The sequence below is a fragment of the Streptomyces albus subsp. albus genome (genome assembly GCF_000719865.1).
Lineage (GTDB): Bacteria > Actinomycetota > Actinomycetes > Streptomycetales > Streptomycetaceae > Streptomyces > Streptomyces albus_E.
Map to the genome: position 1 here is coordinate 11,705 of NZ_JOID01000027.1, position 20,675 is coordinate 32,379.

Consider the following 20,675-nt stretch of genomic DNA (forward strand, 5'->3'; position numbering starts at 1 on the left):
GGAGGAAGACCTTCTCGGCCGGGAGGAGGTTCCACTCGCACCCGTCCGTGTGGCGCTGGTCACGCGCCCGCCGGGCCGCCGGCGGCCCGAACCTGCGGCCGCGGGGCGCCGCGCCGCCTCCGCGAACGGCACGGACGGCACGGACGGCACTGGCACGCACGGCACGGAAAGCACGCACGCCACGAACCGCGCGGCGGCCGGGCGCGGTGCGGGCGGCAGCTCCCCGTCCGGCGGTGGTCCCGGCCGTCATGGCCCGTCGCATCGGGTCGTGAAGCGGTCGAGCAGTGCCAGCGAGTGGTCGTTGTGGTCCGCGATGATGCGCCGGGCGGCCTGCTCGTCGCGGGCGGCGACGGCGTCCGCCAGCTCGCCGTGGCCGCTCCACAGCCGTCCCGCGAGATCCGTCTCGCGCCGCAGGTACGGCACCGCGAAGACCCAGCTCTGCACGCGGACCCGGCCGAGCATGTCGCGGATGTACGGGTTGCCGACGAGTTGGCCGAGCTCCCGCCAGAAACGCAGGTCGTGCCCGATGAGCACATCCAGGTCACCCGCGCGGGAAGCGCGCACGGCCTCGTCGGCCCGGCGTCGCAGGGAGCGGAGAGCGGCCGGGGTGAGGGCCTCGAGTATCCGCTGCACCGCGTGCCGGAAGATGCCGTCGACGATCAGGGTGCGCGCCTCCACCATGTCGCGGAAGTCCTCCGGGGTGAACCGGTGCACCTGGAAGCCGCGGTGGTGCTCCAGGTCGACCAGGCCCTGCGCCGAGAGGTCGACCAGCGCTTCGCGCACGGGGGTGGCGGAGACGCCGTACTGCTCGGCGATCTCCTTGACGGCGACGTGCTGCCCGGCGGGCAGCCGGCCGGCGAGCACCTCGTCGCGGAGCGCCTCGGCGATCTGCTGCCGCAGGGTGTTGCGGGTGACTGCCGAGCCGCGGGGGTGGCTGCCGCTGCCGGGCATGGGGTCGGTCTCCTTCGCCGTCACGGGTGCGCTGGTCGCGCGGCCTCCGGGTCACCATAGGCGACGGCGGGGCCTCCGTCTCCGGCGGATTCACCCCGTTCTCGCACGTGGGACGGCACGGCGGGCGGAGCCGGACGAACGGGGCCCGGCCGTGCGGACACGGCGGGCCCCGTTCGCACCGTATGCGCGGAGGCGACCGGCGGCTCCTCGTCGAGAGCCGCCCGCCCTTCCTCGGCCTCCGCGGCGGTTGCACCCATGGATACGGGGCGGGGGCGGCTTCCGTTCACCGGGGCGGCGGGGAAATCTCCGGGCGCGCTCCGGGGCGGCTCCCGGCTCCCCGCCCCCGTCCTCCCACCGGCCGGGCCCGGCCCGGCCTCGCGGCGGAGACCCGTACGCCCTTCTCCGATGGACAGCGCGGGGCCGGATTGACAGCGTGCTGTCGAGGGCGGCCGGGATACCGCACGCCCCGCGCGCCCACCGCCCGCCACCGCCGCCCGGGAACGCCGGGTCCGGACACGGGAGAAGAGATGAGCAGCACCACCGTGCACCTCGCCGTCTACGACGCCCTCGCCGACTGGGAGTTCGGCTACGCCACCGCCGTCCTCCGCGAGACCGGCTACCACCGCGCCCCCCGCCGCCCGGTCGAGGTCCGGACCGTCTCGCCCGGCGGGCCCGGCCGGCCCGTCACCACCATCGGCGGTGTGCGGCTCCTGCCCGACATGGCCCTGGACGCGCTGCGCCCCGGGGACAGCTCGCTGCTGATCCTGCCGGGGGCGCGACCCTGGGACGCGGGCGAGGAGCTGGCCCCGTTCGCCGCCGCGGCCGGCGCCTTCCTCGACGCGGGCGTCCCGGTGGCCGCCATCTGCGGCGGCACGGCCGGACTCGCCCGCGCGGGCCTGCTCGACGACCGCGACCACACCAGCGCCGTGGCCGAGTACCTGGCCCACCAGCCCGGCTACCGGGGCCACGAGCGTTACCGCGACGCGGACGCCGTCCGGGACCGCGGCCTGATCACCGCCGGACCAACCGAGCCGGTGGCCTTCGCCCGCGAGATCGCCGCCGAGCTGGACCTCATGGAACCGCACGTCCTGGACGCCTGGTTCCGGCTGTACGCGTCCTCGGACCCGACCGCCTTCCCCGTCCTGATGAGCGCGGCGGAACGGGCGGCCGCGGACCACGACGGGGACGGCGACGACGGCACGGGGGGAGCCGTGAACGGCACGGCGGAGACGCCGCATCCCGGCGCGGAGTCCGGCCCGGCTCCGGCTCCGGGAGCCGGCCGGGGCTGAGGGCCGCTGCCGGGAGCCGCCCGGGGGAGACGGAACCGCGTGCGGCGACGAAGCCCGGTCCGGGGAGGCGGCAGGACGTCCGCGAGGCCCCGGTGACCGGAGGAAACGGTACGGGTTCCGGAACGGCTCGTGGACGGGATGGACACAATCGGGGGTCGCTGAGCGCGCAGTCGTCCCGCCATCGGACGTCTCGCCCTATTCTCCCCCTGTGTCGGCGGAGCACCAGGGGGGAAGGGCGCGGGGCTTATGGATGAGCTGAGGGAGGGCGACCCGCAGCGGATCGGCGCGTACCGGCTGCTGGGCCGCCTCGGCGCGGGGGGCATGGGCCGGGTCTACCTCGCCCGCTCCGACCGGGGGCGCACCGTCGCGGTCAAGCTCGTACGGCAGGAGCTGGCGGCGCAGGGGGAGTTCCGGGACCGCTTCCGGCAGGAGGTGCGGGCCGCGCGCCGGGTGGGCGGCCGGTGGACGGCGCCCGTGCTGGACGCGGACACGGAGGCGGCGCTGCCGTGGGTGGCGACCGGCTACATCGCCGGGCCGTCGCTGCAACGGCTGATCGGTGAGCACGGTCCGCTGCCGGAGCGGTCCGTGCGCATCCTGGCGGCGTCGCTGGCCGCCGCCCTGGAGGACATCCACGCGGCCGGGCTGGTGCACCGCGACCTCAAGCCGTCGAACGTCCTGGTGACCATCGACGGCCCGCGCGTCATCGACTTCGGCATCGCCCGCGCCCTGGAGACCGTCGCGGACGGCGGCCTGACCCGCACCGGCGCGATGATCGGCTCCCCCGGCTTCATGGCGCCCGAACAGGTGCACGGCGAACGCATCACGCCCGCCTGTGACGTCTTCTGTCTCGGCTCGGTGCTGGTGCACGCGGCGACGGGGCGCCAGCCGTTCGGCGGTGCGGAGAGCGGGGTCCCGGCGATGCTGTACCGGATCGCGCGGGAGGAGCCGGATCTGGACGGACTCCCGGACGGCTTGCGGGAGTTGGTGACGGACTGCCTGCGCAAGGACCCGGCCGGACGGCCCGCCCCCGCCGAGCTCCGGGAGCGCTCGGGCGCGGACGCGACGCTGGGCGACGGCCGCGCGCTGGAGCCGTGGCTCCCGGGCCGGGTGGTCGCCCAGCTCGGACGGCACGCCGTACGGCTGCTGGACGCGGAGGACCCGGCGTCGTCCGACGGCGGCCCGGCCCCGGCACCCGCAGCGGATCCGGCGGCTGCTCCCGCGGCGGACCGCCCCGCGGCCGGAACCGGACACGCGTACGGGAACGGTCACGGCCTGCTGCACGGAGCGGAACCGGCAGGGGACCAGGCACGGGAACGGCCGTACGAGCCGACGCCGGAGCACACCCCGGCCGGCGGCCCGAACGGCAGTCCGGGCGACGGCCCGTACGGCGGCCCGGGCAATACTCCGGGCAACGGCCCGTACGGCAACGGTCCGTACGGCAACGGCCGTGAGAACAGCACGGTCGGCCCGAACGGCAGGGTCGGCCCGAACGGACACGGTGCCCCCGGCGGTTACGACGCACACGGCGCGTACGGCCACCACGCCGCCCAGGCCGAACAGGAAAGCCCCCGCCGGCACACCACGCCCACCGCGCCCACGGCGCCCACCGCGAGCTCGCACTCCCCGGACTCCCCGGGCTCCCCGAAGTTCCCGCCCCCGCCGCCTCCCCCGACCGCAAGCTCCGCGCCGCCCGCCTCCACGCCGTACTACGGCCCGCCGCCCCCCGGTTCCGGCTACGGCTACGGCACCCGGCAGTACAACACCACGCCGGGCTACCTCCCCCCGTACCGGCCGGACCACGTGCCGCACGACGGCTCCGGCCGGGCCGGCCGCCACTGGCGCATAAGCGCACTGGTCACGGCGGTGGCCCTGGCGGTGGCGGTCATCGGCGGCACGACCGTCTACACCCTGCTCAAGGACGACGGCGCCGCCGGCCAGAACCGGGACCACGCGTCGGGCCGCCAGGCCGGCGCCCCGGAGGACCCGAACAGCCCGGACCCGGACACGGACCCCGACGCCGGCTCCGGCTCACCCTCGCCGCGACCCACGCCCGGCGCCGTACCGCAGGAGTACCTGGGCACCTGGGAGGCGGCCTTCGGCACGGCCGAGCAGGACGTCCGCCGCTTCACCCTCGTGCAGGGCGACGCCGGCGACCCGGTCTTCCGGCTGGACGCCGACGGCCCCGGCTACCACTGCGAGTTCAGTGCCCGGCTGCGGGACGGCGGCCCTCCGGTCGAACTGTCGGCGTCCACCGTGGAGGTCGCCCAGCCGGACACGGCCTGCCGGCCGGGCCCGGTCACCACCCTGGAACTGGAGCCCGACGGCAGCATCCGCCGCGTCTTCTCGGAGGGCACCGAGAAGCCCTTGGTCTACACGCGGATCGACTGACACGGGAAGCCGATCCGGTGGTCCGGGAGACCACCGGCGTCAGTCGGCTCGCACCGTGACGTCGACATCACCGAACCAGGCATCGGCACACCGGGCGGTGACGGCCTCGGCATGCTCCCGGGAGACCTCGGCGAAGTACAGATCCAGGGCTTCCGTGATCATCGCCTTGGCTCCCGCGAGGTCCCTGCCCCAACTCGTGGTGCCTGTTACCGGCTCCAGGGCGGTGTAACCGCCGTCATCGGACGTGTAGTGGACGCGGAAGGCAACGCGCTGATCGGCCATGCGGGCTCTCCCGGAGCAACGTGGGTGTGCTCCTCGACTGTAGGGGCCGCCCTGTCCGGACGCCGGTCCGTGCCCGAGACCGGGACCCGTCTCGACCGCCGCCCCGGCCGGCCGCGCGTTGAGGACCTGTCCTGTCCGCAAGGGCCCCTAGCGTGGCTGTACGGGCGCGAGCGGAGGGTCTCGCGGTGACGGAAGGATCAACGATCATGCTGCGAGGTCTGGCAACCGTCAGTTTCTGGGCGGACGACGTCGAGGCGGCGAAGAGCTGGTACAGCGAACTGCTCGGCATCAGACCGTACTTCGAGCGCTCGGGCCCGGACGGCAAGCTCGCCTACGCCGAGTTCCGTCTCGGCGACTTCCAGGCCGAACTCGGCCTGATCGACCGCCGCTACGCGCCTCCCGCTGCAGCGGCCGAAGGCCCGGGCGGCGCCATCGTCCACTGGCACGTGGACGACGTGACGGCCGCCGTGGAGCGCCTGCTGGCGATGGGCGCCAAGGAGTACCAGCCCGTCACCCCCCGCGGGGAGGGCTTCGTGACGGCATCCGTGACCGACCCCTTCGGCAACGTCCTGGGCGTCATGTACAACGCGCACTACCTGGACGTCCTGGCGCGCATCCCGGACTTCGCGCTCCCGACGCCGGAGTGAACCGTGCCTGCCGCACCGGGGCCAGGGCTCCCACGCGGCGGGTACGGCCGCGGGGCGGTCCGGGCAGGGCATGGACGGCGCCTGCCCGGACCACCACCGTTCGCGGGGCCGTCTACGGACGGCGCACCGCCGCGTCCTCCCGCTCGCGGCTCCGGCAGTACGGCGTGCCGTCCGGCGGGGTCGTCACGGGCTCGTCGGCGAGGGCGTAGCAGAGCTGCGCGTGCAGCATCTCCGCCTCGGCGACGGAGAGCCGCAGGGCGAGGTCGGAGTCGAACCGGCCGTCCTGCCGCAGCCACAGCGGGACGGCGATCCGGCCGTCCGCCTCCCACACCACCGGCTTGCCGGGCACGCGGCTGACGCACAGTCCCTGCGCGGGGCTGGAGTTGTCCGAGGTCCCGGTGCTCATCAGGCCGCCACCCCCGCGCCGGGAGCCGACCGGCCGTCCGACCCGCCGCCCGGGCCTCCGGCAGCCCGTGCGAGGAGCGCCGCCCCGAGGTCGTAGGCCCGAACGGTCTCGGATCCGGCGATGATCCCGTCCATCGCGTACGCGAGCGCGGCCCGGCGCCGCGCCTGGTGTCGCTCGTGGACGGAGGGACCGGACCCTACGGACCCTGCGGACGCGCCGGTCCGCCGGCCACCGCCGCCCCGAACCGGCAGTTCCACGGGCCGGTGGTACGGCCGAGCCTCCGGCCAGGGGTGCGGCCGCAGCCGCCCCAACCGGTACGGAGGATCGACGGCCCGGACGACAAGCCGCAGGCCGGCGGCAGTACGTGTTTCCCGGGCCGGCGCCGGGGCGGACACGGCAGGCGGGACGGGCGCCGCCCCGGTCGCGCGCCGCCGCCCCGTGGCGGGGGCGAGCGGCGCGCGGAACCGGGCGAGTGTCCGCCGGAGGGCATGCCGGATACGGTGGTTCATGCTGACGCTCCTGTTAAGCGTTGGCCACGCCCCGGGGCGCTGCAACGCCGCCGGGGCACCTTGCGTCTGCGCGGCAACCAGCTTGCACGTTCCGCGAGTCGTGAAAACGCTAGCGACAAACAATCGCCATTTACAACGTGTTGTAAGAGCGAACTCGATATGGCATATGTCTCGCCACACCACGGGGTGAAAGAACGTCCACCAGGGCGAACGCAGGTCCGGAAATCGACAGCGCGAGTCAGAGAAGCGCGTCGAACTCGCCGGCTTTGACTCCGGCGACGAACGCGCGAAGCCGCTCCGGTGTCGTCACGATGACGCCCTCCGGGGCATCGCTCTCTCGCATCAGGACCACAGCTTCGCCTGCCGCGAGCTCCAGGCAGTTACCTTCCGGCTGCTCCGAGAACGACGACTTTTGCCACCGTATATCCACTCTTTCCACGCTTTCATAGTTGCTGCACCACATCGCGGATGAAGTCTCGCGACCGGCTCGGGCTGAGGGCGCGCTCTTCCATACGGTCCAACACCGCGCGGTAGTTGGCCAGATGGGTCTCCGCGTCCAGGAACGACGACCCGACCGGGGTGTCGGTCTGCACCGTGTCGAGCTCCGCGACCGGCCCATGCGCGTAAAGAGTCGAACTCGCCGCAGCGGGGAACCCGCCGGCCGCGAACGGCAGAACACGAACCGTCACGTTCTCCCGCTCGGATTCCTCCAGCAAGTGCCGCAACTGAGTCCCGACCGTCTTCCGGCCACCGAACTCCATCCGCAGAGCCGCTTCGTGAATGATGAAGCGGCACTCGGGAGGTTGCGGCTTGCCGAGCACACCGGAACGCCTGAGCCGGAAGGTGAGCTTGCGCTCGAAGTCGTCCGGTGCCATCGGCGGGACCGCCTCGCCGAAGACGGCCCGCACGTACTCCTCGTGCTGCAGCAGCCCGGGCATGTGCGTGATCTGTGCCGCGCGAAGAGCCACGGCGCAGTCCTCCAACTCCGCGAGGTCGAGCAGTGTCGAGACGAGCACGTCTCGGTACTCGTCCCACCACTTGGTGGCTCCGGCACGACGTTCTCTGGCCATCTCGGCGAGCGCGTCAATGTACGGGGTCTCGTGACACGAGTAGTTGGCCGCCCAGACACGTACACGGTCGGCACTCACCCCGAAGCGGCCGGACTCGACGTTGCTCACGGTGGTCCGGTCCGTGCGGTGCATGGCGGCGGCCTCGTTGATGGTCAGCCCGGCCCGCTCGCGCATCTTGCGCAACTCCGCCCCGAGCCGCCGCTGCCGCTCCGTCGCCGGCTTTCTGACCGGCATCAGCCGCTCCCCTCCGTCATGGCGCCCCAGCGTAGGACAGCGGGACCGGCGCCATGCCGAGGGACGGGGAGTCCACCGTCAGCCGGGCCGTGGAACCGGACAGCCGGAAGCCGGACGACCGGGAACGGGGCAGCCGGAAGCACACGGACTGCCGTGCCCGGCGGAGCGGTGGACATCCCCCGGGCACGGCGCTCCGGGGATCAGAGGAAGGAGTTGATCTCGATCGTCTCCGTGCGGCCCGGGCCGACGCCGATGGCGGAGATCGGGGCGCCCGACATCTCCTCCAGGGCCTTGACGTACCGCTGGGCGTTCTTCGGCAGGTCGGAGAACGTCTTGGCCTTGCTGATGTCCTCGGACCAGCCCGGCAGCATCTCGTAGACCGGCTTCGCGTGGTGGAAGTCGGTCTGGTTGTACGGGAGTTCCTCGACGCGCTTGCCGTCGATCTCGTACGCCACGCAGACCGGGATCTGCTCCCAGCCGGTGAGGACGTCGAGCTTGGTGAGGAAGAAGTCGGTGAGGCCGTTGACGCGGGTGGCGTAGCGGGCGATCACCGCGTCGAACCAGCCGCAGCGGCGGTCGCGGCCCGTCGTCACACCCCGCTCGCCGCCGATGCGGCGCAGCGCCTCGCCGTCCTCGTCGAACAGCTCGGTCGGGAACGGGCCGGCGCCGACGCGGGTCGTGTACGCCTTGAGGATGCCGATGACCCGGCTGATCTTCGTCGGGCCGACGCCGGCGCCGGTGCAGGCTCCGCCCGCGGTCGGGTTGGAGGAGGTGACGAAGGGGTACGTGCCGTGGTCCACGTCGAGCAGGGTGCCCTGGCCGCCCTCGAAGAGGACGACCTTGCCCTCGTCGATGGCGTTGTTGAGGATCAGGGTGGTGTCGGCGACGAAGCCGCGCAGCTCGTCCGCGTAGCCGAGCAGTTCCTCCAGCACCTGGTCGGCGGCGATGGCGCGCCGGTTGTAGAGCTTGACCAGCATCTGGTTCTTGAAGTCGAGGGCCGCCTCGACCTTCTGCCGCAGGATCGACTCGTCGAAGAGGTCCTGCACGCGGATGCCGACCCGGTTGATCTTGTCGGCGTAGGTCGGGCCGATGCCGCGGCCGGTGGTGCCGATCTTCCGCTTCCCGAGGAAACGTTCGGTCACCTTGTCCACGGTCGTGTGGTACGGCGTGATCAGGTGCGCGTTACCGCTGAGCAGCAGCTTCGACGTGTCGACGCCGCGCTCCTGGAGTCCGCTCAGCTCGGAGAGCAGGACCGCCGGGTCGACCACGACGCCGTTGCCGATGACCGGGGTGCACCCCGGCGAGAGGATGCCGGAGGGGAGGAGATGCAGCGCGTACTTCTGGTCGCCGACGACGACGGTGTGGCCGGCGTTGTTGCCGCCCTGGTAGCGCACCACATAGTCCACGGAGCCGCCGAGCAGGTCGGTGGCCTTCCCTTTGCCCTCGTCACCCCACTGAGCACCGAGCAGCACAAGTGCGGGCACAGGCGTACACCCCTTCCGGGCGGGGCATGTCCAACGTGCACGGCGGCGGTCGCGCGGCGTTTTCGGCGCGCGTCGTCCGCTGAGCGTCGAACCGGTGCCCCGGATTGGACGAAGCCCCTGGCGCAAGACAGCGACAGGGGCTCTTGCACCGAGAGATTACCTGAGGAAGGACCGAGGTGTCGGCTCCAGCACCCGGCGAACGCCCCCTGCTCATCGTCATCGACCCCGTGGCCCGCCGCGACGACGCCGAATCGGTCCGCATCGTGCGGGACGTGCTGTGTGCGGGAGCGTCCGCCAAGGTCTGCCTCCCGGACGGCCCGGAGGACGTGGCCCGGCATCTGGCGCACCGGGGGCGGCGGCGTCCGGTGGTGGTCGGCGACGACCTGGCGCTGCGCCGGATCGTGGGGCTGCTGCACCGCGAACGGGAGCTGGCGGACGCGGCGCTGGCCTTCGTGCCCGTCGGGGCCTCGGCCCGGTCGACCGCGCTGGCGCGGGAGCTGGGGGTGCCGCTGGGCGCGGTGCCGGCGGCCCGGGTGGTGCTGGAGGGCACGGAGCGGCGGCTCGATCTACTGGTCGACGACAGCGACGGGGTGGTGATCGGCGGGCTGAGCATCCCGTGCACGGACGGCGGGGTCGCGGCCCGTACGCCCTGGTGGCAGCCGGCGCTGCGGGGCTGCCGCGAGCTGGTGCGCGGCCACCGCCGGGCGAACGGCACCGCGGGTGACGAGGGGCGGAACGGCGACGGGGCGGGCCGGCACCGGCTGCGCGTGGAGGCGGACGGGGTGGTGCTCGTGGACCTCGACCGGCCGGTGCGGGACGTGTCGGTGTCGGTGTTCGGCGGAATGGCGCGGGTCGTCATCCGGCCGGCGGACGACGACCGGGACGGGGCGCCGGTCTCGGCGCGCGCCCGGACGGTGACCGTCTCCGGGCCCGACTTCCGCTACCGGGCCGACGCGGTGGTCGGCGGCCCGGTCCGCACCCGCACCTGGACGGTGCGCCCCGGAGCCCTGCGGCTGACCCTTCCGCACCCGGCCCCGGCCTCGGGCCGGTCCTGAGCCCGGGTCCGCCGCGGTCACGCCGCGGTCCCGCCGCGCTGCGGACGGGCAGTCGGGGCAGACCGGGCAGTCGGGGCGGACACGGCCGGCGTGGCCCGCACGGACGGGCCGGCTGGAGCGGCCGGGTCGGACAGGACGGCTGGAACGGCCCGGACTGACAAACGGACGGAGCGGACGGGACGGGCGGAGGGCACGGGATGGCCAGAGCACGCTAGGGGGGACCGCAGCGGACGGCCGGAGCGGGCGAGGCGAGGCGGCGGGAGCGGACGGGGCGGACGGGGCGGCCGGAACGGTGCGGAGAACCGCTCAGCCGGCGTCCCCGTCCCCGTCCCCGTCCCCGTGCGGCCGCTCCCCGTGCCGCTGCCCACGGTGCCGCTTGTCACGGTGCTCGATCCAGCGGTCCAGCATCGCCGCCATCTCCCGGCGGAGGAACTCGAAGAAGTCCAGCGTCTCTTCGAGCCGCTGCCCCGCCGCGCTGCCGGGGCCGAGCGCCACGACGCCCGTGCGCAAGGTGTTCTCCCAGCGGAGCAGGACCTCGTTCCGGCGGCTGAAGGAGAGGTACCACTGGTCGTCGTGGAGCCGGTAGCGCTCGCGCCGCGAGCCCGGTTCGCGCTCCCGGCTGATCAGTTGGACCTGGCTGAGGTACCGGATCGCGCCGGAGACCGCGGCCGGGCTGACCTGAAGCTGCTCCCCCAGTTCGGCGGCGGTGAGATGGCCGTGCTCGGAGGCCATCAGCGCCGCGAAGACCCGGGCCGGCATCCGCGGCACCCCGGCCTCGACGAGTTCCGAGGCGAAGCGCTCCACGAAACGGGACAGCCCTTCCGGATCCGGGCCGGCCGGCCCCTGCGGCTGGGCCTGCGTCCGCGCCGGCTCCGCCTGCGCCGGTTGCGCCTGCACCGGTTGCGACTGCGCCGGTGCCGGCGTCGGCGTCGGCGTCGGCGATTGCGGCGGCCACCTGGTCGGCTCGTCGGTCACGTCCGCTCCATCTCCCTCGATCAGTTGATCAGCGTCCTGGAGGTGAGGGCCGAGTTTATATGGTTCCTTAACTTCACAAGTTTGTGAAGTGCGCGTAGCTTCAGAACCATGACGAAGGCAATCTCCGTAGCCGGCCTCCACAAGTCGTTCGGCCGGACCCACGCACTGGACGGCCTCGACCTGGCCGTCGAGACCGGTGAAGTGCACGGCTTCCTCGGCCCCAACGGCGCCGGAAAGTCCACCGCGATCCGTGTGCTTCTCGGACTGCTCCGCGCCGACAGCGGCGCCGCGCGGCTGCTGGGGAAAGATCCCTGGCACGACGCCGTCGAGCTGCACCGCCGGCTCGCCTACGTCCCGGGGGATGTCGAGCTGTGGCCGAACCTCACCGGCGGCGAGGCCATCGATCTGCTCTCCCGGCTCCGCGGCGGCCTCGACAAGAAGCGCCGCGACGAGCTCGTCGAACGCTTCGACCTCGACCCGACCAAGAAGGGCCGCGCCTACTCCAAGGGCAACCGGCAGAAGGTCGCGATCGTCGCCGCGCTCGCCTCGGACGCCGAACTGCTGCTGCTCGACGAGCCGACCGCCGGGCTCGACCCGCTGATGGAGGTGGTCTTCCAGGACGTGATCTTCCAGGCGAAGGCCGCGGGCAAGACCGTGCTCCTCTCCAGCCACATCCTGGCCCAGGTCGAGAAGCTGTGCGACCGCGTGAGCATCATCCGCAAGGGGCAGACCGTCCAGTCCGGCACGCTCAGCGAGATGCGCCACCTCACGCGGACGACCGTCGAGGCCGAGACCGAGCGGCCCGTGACCGGACTCGCCGAACTGCCGGGCATCCACACGCCGGTGATCGACGGCACCCGGGTCCGCTTCGCCGTCGACGGCACCCACCTGGACGGCGCCGTCCGCAAGCTGAGCGAGTTCGGCATCCACATCCTGACCAGCCACCCGCCGACCCTCGAAGAGCTGATGCTGCGCCACTACGGCGACGAACTCGCCGCCAACGGCCACCCCGTGGGCGACGGCGACAGCGGCACCGGCCAGGGGACCGGCACCGGCGGCACCGCGGGCGACGGAGGCAACCGATGACCGGCACCGCCACCGCAGCCGCACCGCGGACCCCGGCGCCGCACCCGCCCGCCACCGCGCGCTCCGCCGCCCTGGCCGGCACCGGCGTCCTGTTCCGCTTCGGGCTGCGCCGGGACCGGATCCGGCTCCCCGTGTGGCTGCTCTCGCTGACCCTCGGGACGATGCTCACGGCGAACAGCCTGAGCGGCCTCTACACCACCGAGGCCGAGCGCGCCTCGACCGCCGAGACCATGGGCAGCGCCGCCGGTATCGCCACCTCGGGTCCGCGCCACTACCTCACCGACTACACCTTCGGCTCGATGATGGGCCACCAGATGCTCGGCTTCACCGCCGTCCTGGTCGGCATCATGAGCGTGCTCGTCATCTCCCGGCACACCCGCGCCGAGGAGGAGACCGGCCGGGCCGAGCTCATCCGCTCCACGGTCGTCGGCCGCCACGCCCAACTGGCCGCCGCGCTGGGCGTGGCCGTCGTCGCCAACGTCGCCCTGGCCCTCCTGTTCGGCGCGGGCCTGGCCGTCATGGGCGTCGAGTCGATCGGCTGGGGCGGCTCGCTGCTCTACGGCTTCGCGCACGCGGCGGCCGGCATCGTCTTCGCCGCCGTCGCCGCCATCACCGTCCAGATCACCGCGCACTCCCGGGGCGCCTCCGGGATGGCGCTCGCCGTGATCGGCCTCGCCTACGCCCTGCGCGCCACCGGCGACGTCGGCACGGAGGCGCTGTCCTGGATGTCGCCGATCGGCTGGGCCCAGCGCACCTACCCCTACGTCGACGACCGCTGGTGGCCGCTGCTGGTGGCCCTCGCCTTCGCCGCCCTGCTCGCCGCCGTGGCGTTCCCGCTGAGCACCCGGCGCGACGTGGGCGCCGGGCTGCGGCCCACCCGGCTCGGCCGCCCGGCCGCCTCGGACCTGCTGACCCGGCCCGTGGGCTTCGCGCTCCGGCTGCACCGCGGGATGCTGACCGGCTTCGGCGCGGGCGTCTTCGCGCTGGGCGTCATGTACGGATCGGTCCTCGGGGACGCCGAGGACATGCTCAAGGACCTGCAGGAGATCCAGGAGGCCATCGAGGCCCTGGGCGGGGCGACGATCACCGAGTCCTTCGCCTCGATGATCGCTCTCATCCTCGCCATCGTCGTCTCCGTCTACGTGGTGATGGCCGCCCTGCGGCCGCGCGCCGAGGAGAGCGCGGGGCGCGCCGAACCCCTGCTCGCCACGGGGCTGTCGCGGACCCGCTGGGTGCTGAGCCACCTCGCCGTGGCGGCGGTCGGCGGTGTCGTCCTGCTGGCCGTGGCCGGTCTCGGCTTCGGCATCATGGGGGCCGCGGCGACCGGGGACGGCGACCTGGTGTGGAAACTGACGGGAGCCGCGATCGCCTACGCGCCGGCGCTCTGGTTCACCATCGGGTTCGCGGTCGCGCTCTTCGGCTGGGTGCCGCGGTACGGCACGCTGGCCTGGCTCATCCCGGTGTACTCGTTCGTCGTCGGCTACCTGGGGCAGATGCTCCAGTTCGCCGACTGGCTGAACAACCTCTCGCCGTTCGGCCATGTGCCGCAACTGCCCGCCGCCGACCTGGAGTGGCCACCGCTGCTGATCCTGACCGCGCTCGCGGCGGGGCTGGTGTGGCTGGGGCTGCTGGGCTTCCGGCGGCGGGACCTGGAGACCAAGTAGACGGCGTGCTCCGACGTGTTGTGACGACGGCCCCGGCGGCTTCCCCGCGCCGGGGCCGTTCGCCGTGCCGGAGCCGTCGCCGTGCCGGGGCCGTGCCGGGTGATGGTCACCGGGCGCTGACGTCGAGGGCGTTGCTGACGTTTTATCCTGGTTTGCCCACCGGAGGCAGCGACGCCCTCGCACCCAAGAGGCCAGGGTTTCCACCGGGCACGTCTTGTCCACAGCCTGTGGACAAGAGTTCCGGCCACCGCGAACAGATCGGCGCAAGCCGGCGTATACGACGACGGGTCGGAGGCCCGGCCGCCACCGCCCGTGCCGCCTTCCGCCCCTTCCCGCCGTCTCCCGACGCTTCCCGCCGTCTCCCGACGCTTCCCGCCGCCTCCCGCCGCCTCCCGCCGGCGGCCGGACCCGCCCCGGCTCACACGCTGCCGCCGCCCGGGGTGACCAGGCCGATCTCGTACGCGAAGACGGCGGCCTGGGTGCGGTCCCGCAGGCCGAGCTTGACCAGGACGCGGCTCACGTGGGTCTTCACCGTCGCCTCCGAGACCGTCAGCCGGGCCGCGATCTCCCCGTTGGAGAGCCCCTGCGCGATGAGCGCCAGCACCTCCGTTTCCCGCTCGGTGAGATCCCGGATGCGGTCCATGCGCGGGGCGCGGGGGGCGCCGAGGCGGGTGAACTCGGCGAGCAGCCGTTTGGTGACGGTGGGCGCCAGCAGGGCCTCGCCCGCCGCCACGATGCGTACGGCGTCGGCGAGTTGGCGGGCCGAGGCGTCCTTGAGCAGGAAGCCGCTGGCACCGGCGCGCAGCGCCTCGTAGACGTACTCGTCGAGGTCGAAGGTGGTGAGGATCAGCACGCGCGGGCGGCCGCCCTCCTCGCGCTCGGCCGCGATCCGCCGGGTGGCCTCCAGACCGTTGGTGCCGGGCATCCGGACGTCCATCAGCACGACGTCGGGCCGCAGGCGCGCCGCCCGCACGGCCGCCTGCTCGCCGTCCACCGCCTCGCCGACCACCTCGATGCCCGGCTGGGCGCCGAGGAGGACGGAGAAGCCCTCCCGCACCATCGCCTGGTCGTCGGCGATCAGGACGCGGATGGGGGCGGAGGGGTCCCGGACGGGGACGGGGGCCGGGCTGGAGTCCGGGCCGGGGGCGGGTGTGCCGTGGTCCGGGGCGGAGGCGGGGCCGTGGCCGCCGGCGGCGGCGTCGGCGTGCGTCACGAGCGGCCCTCCGAACGGTCGGTGCGGTCGGTGCGGTCGGTGCGGTCGGCGCGGTCCGCGCTCTCCGGGCCGTCCGGGTCCGTCTTGGTCAGGGCCACCGGGGTGTGCGGGCGCAGCGGCGCCGGTTCCCGCCCGGGCCGGGGCTCGCCCGCGCCCTCGCCCGGGGCCGTACTCGTGCCCGGGACCGTGCCCGCGCCCGTGCCGCGCCCGCCGGGCGTCCCGCGCTCCTCGTTCTCGGCCGGTCCGGCGGGCAGGAAGGCCGTGACCTCGAATCCGCCCTCGACCGTCGGTTCGGCCCTCAGTTCGCCGCCCAGCATCACGGCCCGCTCCCGCATGCCCGTCACGCCGTGCCCCATCCCGGGCGACGGGGACACCGGCCCGGTCGGCGCCGTGTTGACGATGCGCAGCCCGATGCCCGTCAGGACGTAGGACAGTTCGACCCGCACCCGCGAACCCGGGGCGTGCCGCAGCGCGTTGCTCAGCGCCTCCTGGACGATCCGGTACGCCGACAGTTCCACACCCTGCGGCAGCGGCCGCTCCGCGCCCGTGCGGGCGATCTCCACGTCCAGGCCCACGTCCCGGACGCCCTGGACGAGTTCGTCGAGGCGGGACAGGTCCGGCTGCGGCGCGTCCGGCACACCCAGGGACCCGGCGCCCTCGAACCGCAGCACGCCCAGCACGCGGCGCAGCTCGGACAGGGCTTCGACGGCGCTCTCCCGGATGGTGCCGAAGCTGCGGGTCAGTTCCTCCGGGGGGTTCTCGACGCGGTACGGGGCCGCCTCGGCCTGGATCGCGATCACCGACATGTGGTGGGCCACCACGTCGTGCAGCTCACGCGCGATCCGGGCCCGCTCCTCCAGCGCGGTGTGCTTGCCGCGCACGTCCGCGACCAGCGTCTCCTGCTCCTCCACCCGGTTCCGCGCCAGCCACCAGCCGCGCAGCGCGACCACCGTGCCGAGGACACAGCCGGAGAAGATCGCCACCGGGAAGACCACATAGGCGTTCCCGGGGTGGAAGACGAGGGCGGCCAAACCCACGGACAGCACGGCGATCGCCCACATCTCCAGGGCGACCCGGGGCCGGGACCGCAGCGCGACCACGACCATCACGCCCAGCAGCGCCAGAACCCCCGGCCCCTGCCATCCGGACGTCACCGTCATGAAGAGGAAGACACCGAGCGACACCCACCAGGCGCCCAGCGGCCGGAACAGAGCGAGCATCAGCGGCACCGTCTGGGCCAGCCCGAGGATCACCACCAGGAAAGTGGGCCGCTCCCAGGGCGCCGCGGTCATGTCCAGCAGCAGCAGGAACAGCGCCAGGGACCCGACGAGCCAGTGCGTCAGCCAGCGGCCGCCCAGCCGCCGCAGCAGCGGGCGCTGCCGCAGACGCGCCGCGCTGACCGGGGGGAGGGGCCGGAACGCCCAGATGTCCCGGAGGAGGTCCTGCCGCAAGGTGTCCCAGACCGTCCGGGCTATCCGTGACTCGGTCCAGGCCGGAGTCGGCGTCGTCTCGTTCATACGGTGAACGCTACGCACGCGGGCCCCCGGCGTCGTCACCGTGAATGCGGACTTCCCGGCATACGACTTGAGGATGACCCGGGGCCGGAGACGTCATCCCTGCTCATGCCCGGTCCGGGCCGGTCCCGCGCTTGCGCGGTTCTCGCCTGCCCGGCCCCGGCCCCGTCTTCCCGTCCCCCGGCAGCTCACGGTTCACCCTGCGGCGGTCTCCGGTGGGAAACCCCGCAGCGCGTCCAGCAGTTCGCCGAAGGCGGCGGTGCCCGGGGTGAGCGGTGCGTAGTGCCCGCTGCCGGGCCGCTCCCGGAGCTCCACCCGCGCACCGGCCCGGCGCGCGGCGGCGGCGTATGCACGGGAGAGTGCGAGGGGTACGTCCGGGTCGGCGGTGCCGTGCAGGATCGTCACCGGCGCGGCCGGGGGAGGCAGCAGCAACGGGTCGGTCAGCGGCAGGAGTTCCGCCACCGCGCCGGCCCCGCCGAGCAGCCCGGCGACCGCTCCCCGGCTCAGCCCCAGTTCATGGGCCCGCCCCAGCGCGGCGACCGGCGCGACGGCCACGACGCAGTCGGGGGCGGCGGATACCGCCGGGGTCCGGCGCGCGGACTGCGCGGGTCCGTCCGTTCCCGCCTCGGCCGCGCGCCCGGCCCCCACGCCCGTACACACGGCCGCCGCCCAGAGGGCGAGATGGCCACCGGCGGAGTGCCCGAGCAGCACGTGCCGACCGCGGTCGCTCGCTCCGGTGGACGGACGGCCGGTGCGCGGGGCGCCGTCGGGGCCGCCGTTCCGGGTGTCCTGGTCCTCCCAGGCCGTGGCGACGATCCGGGAGACGTCCTCGAAGGTCGCGGGCCAGCCGCCGCCGCCCCCGGCCCGGCGGTACTCGGCCAGTGCCACCGCGAAGCCGTGCCGGGCCAACGCGGCGGCGAACGGCGACAGATGGGTGCGGTCGTACGCCTCGCGCCAGAAGCCGCCGTGCAGGACCGTCACCCGGAGTCCCGGTTCCCGGGCGCCGTCCGTGCCGTCTGTGTCGTCCGTGTCGTCCGGCAGGTAGTAGTCGATCAGCTGGGACGGGTGCGGGCCGTAGCTCACGGTGCGCCGCGGCGCTTCCGGCGCCAGACCGAGCAGCGCGGTCTCCTCCGCCTCGGCGGCGGCACGGACGGCCTCATCCGTGGCGTCGGGAACCGCCCCGGCGGGCACCTGGTGGCGCCCGCCGGGGCTGTCGTCCGGTGCGGTCATGCCCCGGATCCGGGGTCCCGTGCCGCGTCCGCTGCGGTGTCCGCTGCGGCGTCCCGGCCTTCCGGAGCCGGGGCGCCGGAAGGTCCGGAGGTTCCTGGCAAGCCCCCGCCCGGGTGGCGTTCGGCCAGGACGTCCGCCAGCACCCGCGCCGCCCGTTCCGCGTCGGCGTAGCCCACGTAGAGCGGGGTGAAGCCGAAGCGGAGGACGTCCGGGCGGCGGAAGTCGCCGACGACCCCGCGCGCGATGAGCTCCCGCATGACCTCGTCCGCGTCCTCGCAGCGCAGCGCGACCTGGCTGCCCCGCTCGGCGTGCGCGGCGGGCGTCACGCACTCCACCCGCCCCGGCGGCACGTACGCTGCCACGCACTCCAGGAAGAAGTCCGTGAGCGCCAGGCTCTTGGCCCGGACGTCCTCCACCGCGATCCCGTCCCACACCTCCAGCGCCGTTTCCAGCGCCAGCATCGACAGGATGTCCGGGGTGCCGACGCGGCCGCGCAGGGCACCGCCGGCGGGCGCGTACGAGGGCGCCATCCCGAACGGGTCGGCGTGCGAGTTCCAGCCCGGCAGCGGGGAGTCGAAGCGGGACTGGAGCTCGCGCCGCACGTAGAGGAAGGCCGGTGAACCCGGCCCGCCGTTGAGGTACTTGTACGTGCAGCCGACGGCCAGGTCCACGCCGTGCGCGTCGAGCCCGACGGGCAGGGCGCCCGCGCTGTGGCAGAGGTCCCACACCACCAGGGCGCCCGCCGCGTGCGCGGCCGCGGTCGTGCCGGGCAGGTCGTGCAGCCGCCCGGTGCGGTAGTCGACGTGGTTGACCAGCGCCACGGCCGTGCGCGGCCCGCAGGCCGCGCCGATCTCCCCGGCGGGGACGGCGCGGATGCGGCAGCCGGTCATGCGCGCGGCCGACTCGGCGATGTAGCCGTCCGTGGGGAAGGTCTCCGCGTCGACGAGGATCTCGTCGCGCACCGGCCCGGAACCCGCACCGCCGGGCTGACCTCCCGGCTCCCCGCCGCCAGCTCCGGCCCCCGCCGCCTGCGGCAGCGAACCGGCCCGCGCCAGCGGTCCGTCGGCGGCCGGCGCGGACGGCAGGCCGCCGTGCCCGCCGGCGACTCCAGCGGATCCCGGGGCACCAGCCGTGCCGGGGGCGCCTCCGGCTCCCGCCGCACCGGAGCCGCCGAGGGTGCCCGGGGCACCTTCCTGCGCGATCCGTACGGCCGCGACGACGGCCTTGAAGAGGTTGACGCTGGTGGAGTCGCCGACCACGATCTGGCCGGGCGCGGCGCCGACGAGCGGCGCGATCCGGTCGCCGATCCGCTCCGGCGCCTCCCACCAGCCGCTCTCCGTCCAGGAGCGGATGCGCATCCGCCCCCACTCGTGCTCGACCACCTCGGCGACGCGGCCGGGCACACCGGCGGGCAGCGCCCCGAGAGAGTTGCCGTCGAGGTAGACGGCGGCGTTCCCGTCGGAGGGCCGCTCCAGCAGGAAGCGGGCGCGGAGCCCCGCCAGCGGGTCACCGGCGTCCAGCCGTGCGGCCCGGCCGGCGAGCGCGGTCGCGTCGTCCGCCGCCCCGGGGTCATCCGCGGCCCCGGCGGTGCCCGCCGCCCCGGCGGAACCCGCGGAGCGCTGGTCCGTGGTCTCAGACATGGCTGCGCGCCGTCCACAGCTCGGGGAAGACGTTCCGCCGGGCCCGCTTCTCCAGCCAGGAGACGCCCGGGGAGCCGCCCGTGCCGGTCTTGGCGCCCATGGCCCGCCGGGTCGCCACCAGATGGTCGTTCTTCCAGCGCCACACCAGCTCGGCGACCTCGGTCAGCGCCTCGCCGAGCTGCACCAGTTCGTCCTCCTGGGAGCCGGAGTAGATCCGCGCCCAGATCTCCTCGACGGCCGGGTGCGGGTCATAGCGCAGGGTGAGGTCGCGTTCGAGCACCTCGGCCGGGACGGCGTGGCCGCGCCGGGCGAGCAGCCGCAGCACCTCGTCGTAGAGGCCGGGCTCGCCGAGCGCCTTCTCCAGCTCGGCGTGCACGCGGGGCGCCCCCCGGTGCGGTACGAGCATGGACGCCGACTTGTCGCCCAGCAGGAACTCCATCCGCCGGTACATCGCGGACTGGAAACCGGAGCCCTCGCCGAGCGCGCCCCGGTAGGCGTTGAACTGGGCGGGGGTGATGTGCGCGAGCGGCTCCCAGGAGGCGTTGAGCGCGCGCAGCTCGTACTCGGACCGCTTGAGCGCCGCCATGGCCACCGGCAGGTCGTCCCGGCGGAGGGCCTGCGCGGCCGTCTCCCATTCGTGGACGATCACGGTGAACCACAGCTCCATCACCTGGGTGGTCACCAGGAAGACCATCTCGCCCGGCTCGTCGGAGAGCGGGTGCTGCAGGTGGGTGAGGACGTCCGCCTTGACGTAGTCCTCGTAGGGGGTGGTGCCCCGGAAGTCGAGGTTCGGGGTCTCCGAACCGGCTTCGGGCAGGTCGTGCTGTGCCGTCGACATCGCTGTCTCCTCGTACTGCGTGCTCCCGGGTAGCGGTCCGCCCCTTCCTCTCGGCATCGGAGCCCCGGTCCCCTCTCGGATCCCGCCCGCACGGTCGGCGCGGAGCGGAACCCTCCGCGCATCATCCGTGGCCGCGGGCGCCACGGCAAGGGCCGGCCGTGTGAGCACGGCCGGCCCGGACGGGAGACGTCGTCGCGCCG

At 74.2% G+C, this 20,675-nt stretch carries 18 protein-coding genes; 6 read left to right on the forward strand and 12 right to left on the reverse strand.

The window, feature by feature from the left end; genetic code table 11:
* Positions 1–246: 246 nt before the first annotated feature.
* Positions 247–951: a GntR family transcriptional regulator gene (locus IF83_RS0124055; RefSeq protein WP_030547523.1), complete on the reverse strand. Its 705-nt coding sequence runs from the start codon at positions 949–951 to the stop codon at positions 247–249.
* Positions 952–1,478: 527 nt separating this feature from the next.
* Here IF83_RS0124055 and IF83_RS0124060 point away from each other — a divergent pair.
* Together IF83_RS0124060 and IF83_RS0124065 are read left to right on the forward strand one after the other, a co-directional pair.
* Positions 1,479–2,240, forward strand: a complete 762-nt coding sequence (locus IF83_RS0124060) for a DJ-1/PfpI family protein (protein WP_078843802.1) — start codon at positions 1,479–1,481, stop codon at positions 2,238–2,240.
* Between the two features lie 246 nt (positions 2,241–2,486).
* The gene (locus IF83_RS0124065) at positions 2,487–4,628 is read left to right on the forward strand and encodes a serine/threonine-protein kinase (RefSeq protein ID WP_030547527.1); all 2,142 of its coding nucleotides are present in this window, start codon (positions 2,487–2,489) and stop codon (positions 4,626–4,628) included.
* 39 nt (positions 4,629–4,667) lie between these two features.
* Here the strand turns inward: IF83_RS0124065 and IF83_RS0124070 are convergent, their stop codons facing one another.
* The gene (locus IF83_RS0124070; protein ID WP_030547529.1) at positions 4,668–4,910 is read right to left on the reverse strand and encodes a hypothetical protein; all 243 of its coding nucleotides are present in this window, start codon (positions 4,908–4,910) and stop codon (positions 4,668–4,670) included.
* Positions 4,911–5,116: 206 nt separating this feature from the next.
* On the opposite strand from IF83_RS0124070, the gene IF83_RS0124075 reads away from it, so the two are divergent.
* A complete protein-coding gene (locus tag IF83_RS0124075) occupies positions 5,117–5,557 on the forward strand; it encodes a VOC family protein (RefSeq protein ID WP_208605937.1) in 441 nt (146 codons plus the stop codon).
* 112 nt (positions 5,558–5,669) lie between these two features.
* On the opposite strand, the gene IF83_RS0124080 is transcribed toward IF83_RS0124075, so the two are convergent.
* The 4 genes from IF83_RS0124080 to IF83_RS0124100 all read right to left on the reverse strand — a co-directional run bounded on the left by IF83_RS0124080 (position 5,670) and on the right by IF83_RS0124100 (position 9,260).
* On the reverse strand, positions 5,670–5,963 hold the full coding sequence (locus IF83_RS0124080) for a hypothetical protein (protein WP_051723288.1): 294 nt from the start codon (positions 5,961–5,963) through the stop codon (positions 5,670–5,672).
* 747 nt (positions 5,964–6,710) lie between these two features.
* Complete coding sequence (locus tag IF83_RS0124090; RefSeq protein WP_244177188.1) at positions 6,711–6,911, reverse strand: DUF397 domain-containing protein; 201 nt, start codon at positions 6,909–6,911, stop codon at positions 6,711–6,713.
* Positions 6,912–6,915: 4 nt separating this feature from the next.
* On the reverse strand, positions 6,916–7,776 hold the full coding sequence (locus IF83_RS0124095; RefSeq protein WP_030547539.1) for a Scr1 family TA system antitoxin-like transcriptional regulator: 861 nt from the start codon (positions 7,774–7,776) through the stop codon (positions 6,916–6,918).
* 200 nt (positions 7,777–7,976) lie between these two features.
* Positions 7,977–9,260, reverse strand: coding sequence for an adenylosuccinate synthase (locus IF83_RS0124100; RefSeq protein WP_030547541.1), 1,284 nt, complete (start codon positions 9,258–9,260; stop codon positions 7,977–7,979).
* 176 nt (positions 9,261–9,436) lie between these two features.
* Here IF83_RS0124100 and IF83_RS0124105 point away from each other — a divergent pair, with 176 nt between their 5' ends.
* The gene (locus IF83_RS0124105) at positions 9,437–10,315 is read left to right on the forward strand and encodes a diacylglycerol kinase family protein (RefSeq protein WP_030547542.1); all 879 of its coding nucleotides are present in this window, start codon (positions 9,437–9,439) and stop codon (positions 10,313–10,315) included.
* Between the two features lie 306 nt (positions 10,316–10,621).
* On the opposite strand, the gene IF83_RS0124110 is transcribed toward IF83_RS0124105, so the two are convergent.
* The gene (locus IF83_RS0124110) at positions 10,622–11,212 is read right to left on the reverse strand and encodes a MarR family transcriptional regulator (RefSeq protein ID WP_051723305.1); all 591 of its coding nucleotides are present in this window, start codon (positions 11,210–11,212) and stop codon (positions 10,622–10,624) included.
* Between the two features lie 186 nt (positions 11,213–11,398).
* Here IF83_RS0124110 and IF83_RS0124115 point away from each other — a divergent pair, with 186 nt between their 5' ends.
* The gene (locus IF83_RS0124115; protein WP_051723292.1) at positions 11,399–12,376 is read left to right on the forward strand and encodes an ABC transporter ATP-binding protein; all 978 of its coding nucleotides are present in this window, start codon (positions 11,399–11,401) and stop codon (positions 12,374–12,376) included.
* Positions 12,373–14,040, forward strand: a complete 1,668-nt coding sequence (locus IF83_RS0124120; RefSeq protein ID WP_030547549.1) for an ABC transporter permease — start codon at positions 12,373–12,375, stop codon at positions 14,038–14,040. The genes IF83_RS0124115 and IF83_RS0124120 overlap by 4 nt, the downstream gene beginning before the upstream one ends.
* Before the next feature lie 418 nt (positions 14,041–14,458).
* On the opposite strand, the gene IF83_RS0124125 is transcribed toward IF83_RS0124120, so the two are convergent.
* The 5 genes from IF83_RS0124125 to IF83_RS32535 form a co-directional block, all read right to left on the reverse strand.
* Positions 14,459–15,130, reverse strand: coding sequence for a response regulator (locus tag IF83_RS0124125; protein WP_030547550.1), 672 nt, complete (start codon positions 15,128–15,130; stop codon positions 14,459–14,461).
* A gap of 119 nt (positions 15,131–15,249) precedes the next feature.
* Positions 15,250–16,770 carry a sensor histidine kinase gene (locus IF83_RS0124130; RefSeq protein ID WP_078843803.1) on the reverse strand — a complete coding sequence of 507 codons (1,521 nt, stop codon included), beginning with the start codon at positions 16,768–16,770 and terminating at the stop codon, positions 15,250–15,252.
* A 192-nt stretch (positions 16,771–16,962) separates the two neighbouring features.
* On the reverse strand, positions 16,963–17,997 hold the full coding sequence (locus IF83_RS0124135; RefSeq protein ID WP_107046860.1) for an alpha/beta hydrolase family protein: 1,035 nt from the start codon (positions 17,995–17,997) through the stop codon (positions 16,963–16,965).
* Positions 17,994–19,637 (reverse strand): kynureninase, encoded by a 1,644-nt coding sequence (locus IF83_RS30625; RefSeq protein ID WP_078843805.1) that lies wholly within the window; start codon positions 19,635–19,637, stop codon positions 17,994–17,996. Before IF83_RS30625 ends, IF83_RS0124135 begins: the two co-directional genes overlap by 4 nt.
* Positions 19,630–20,475 (reverse strand): tryptophan 2,3-dioxygenase family protein, encoded by an 846-nt coding sequence (locus IF83_RS32535; protein ID WP_030547557.1) that lies wholly within the window; start codon positions 20,473–20,475, stop codon positions 19,630–19,632. Before IF83_RS32535 ends, IF83_RS30625 begins: the two co-directional genes overlap by 8 nt.
* Positions 20,476–20,675 lie beyond the last annotated feature (200 nt).

Excerpts from the sequence above, each read along its gene's own strand:
- IF83_RS0124115 (WP_051723292.1), top strand. The coding sequence starts at position 11,399 with ATGACGAAGGCAATCTCCGTAGCCGGCCTCCACAAGTCGTTCGGCCGG.
- IF83_RS0124055 (WP_030547523.1), bottom strand. The coding sequence starts at position 951 with ATGCCCGGCAGCGGCAGCCACCCCCGCGGCTCGGCAGTCACCCGCAAC.
- IF83_RS0124095 (WP_030547539.1), bottom strand. The coding sequence starts at position 7,776 with ATGCCGGTCAGAAAGCCGGCGACGGAGCGGCAGCGGCGGCTCGGGGCG.
- IF83_RS0124130 (WP_078843803.1), bottom strand. The coding sequence starts at position 16,770 with ATGAACGAGACGACGCCGACTCCGGCCTGGACCGAGTCACGGATAGCC.
- IF83_RS0124060 (WP_078843802.1), top strand. The coding sequence starts at position 1,479 with ATGAGCAGCACCACCGTGCACCTCGCCGTCTACGACGCCCTCGCCGAC.
- IF83_RS0124065 (WP_030547527.1), top strand. The coding sequence starts at position 2,487 with ATGGATGAGCTGAGGGAGGGCGACCCGCAGCGGATCGGCGCGTACCGG.
- IF83_RS32535 (WP_030547557.1), bottom strand. The coding sequence starts at position 20,475 with ATGTCGACGGCACAGCACGACCTGCCCGAAGCCGGTTCGGAGACCCCG.
- IF83_RS0124075 (WP_208605937.1), top strand. The coding sequence starts at position 5,117 with ATGCTGCGAGGTCTGGCAACCGTCAGTTTCTGGGCGGACGACGTCGAG.
- IF83_RS0124120 (WP_030547549.1), top strand. The coding sequence starts at position 12,373 with ATGACCGGCACCGCCACCGCAGCCGCACCGCGGACCCCGGCGCCGCAC.
- IF83_RS0124080 (WP_051723288.1), bottom strand. The coding sequence starts at position 5,963 with ATGAGCACCGGGACCTCGGACAACTCCAGCCCCGCGCAGGGACTGTGC.
- IF83_RS30625 (WP_078843805.1), bottom strand. The coding sequence starts at position 19,637 with ATGTCTGAGACCACGGACCAGCGCTCCGCGGGTTCCGCCGGGGCGGCG.
- IF83_RS0124070 (WP_030547529.1), bottom strand. The coding sequence starts at position 4,910 with ATGGCCGATCAGCGCGTTGCCTTCCGCGTCCACTACACGTCCGATGAC.
- IF83_RS0124135 (WP_107046860.1), bottom strand. The coding sequence starts at position 17,997 with ATGACCGCACCGGACGACAGCCCCGGCGGGCGCCACCAGGTGCCCGCC.